At 70.9% G+C, this 762-nt stretch carries 1 protein-coding gene; it reads right to left on the reverse strand.

The window, feature by feature from the left end:
• Positions 1–689 (reverse strand): hypothetical protein (locus ACFPBZ_RS29470; protein ID WP_378039658.1); only part of this gene is annotated, 689 nt, incomplete at its 3' end.
• Positions 690–762 lie beyond the last annotated feature (73 nt).

Genomic DNA, 762 nt, shown 5'->3' on the forward strand with positions numbered 1-762 from the left:
GTCCCGGTGACCGTTTTGCTGCCGACCTGGATGACGACCTGGTCGCGGCCGGCTGCCTTGTCGACTGCGGTGACGGTGAAGGCCACCTTCTTGCCTGAGGCGGTGATCGCGGTGCCGGTGACGGTGCTGCCGCCGGGGGTCTTGCGCACCGAGGTGATGTTGATCGACCGGGCAGTGGTGTCGGACCCGCCGCCCAAGAGTGCGAATCGCCCGGAGGCCTGACCCGCTGCGGCGGCCTTCGCGTCCACCGCGATCGAATACGTCCGCCCGCCGGCGGTGAGGGTGCCGCCACCCTTGACGGTGGCTGCGGGCGCGACGGGCGCGGCCGCAATAACGGCCTCGGAGAACGTCGCGACTTGTCCACCAATGGAAGCAGTGATCACGACCGGGCCGGGTCCTGCGCCCGCGATCAGCATTGGAGAAGTCGCCCGGCCGTAGCCGTCAGTGACGACCGTCGCGCTGCCGCTGAAGGTGGCCGAGCCCGATGCGACCGCGAATGTCACTGACGCCCCAGCCACCGATCTGGTGTCTTTCCGGTCGGTCACCGTGGCGACCAGTGGCTCAGCGAATGGTCGCCCGACCCGCGCGGACTGACCGTCGCCGGAGGTCGCCGCTATCACTGGCTCGATGGCTGGGGCCGTATAGCTGATCGTGACGGATCCGGCGCCGGTGTTGCCGGCGGCGGTCACGGTGCCGCCGGCTGGAGCGCGGCTGGTGCCGCCACCACCGCCCCCCGCGGCCAGGTCGCTGCGGTTCCCTGCG

Source organism: Actinomycetospora atypica (assembly GCF_042653685.1).
Lineage (GTDB): Bacteria > Actinomycetota > Actinomycetes > Mycobacteriales > Pseudonocardiaceae > Actinomycetospora > Actinomycetospora atypica.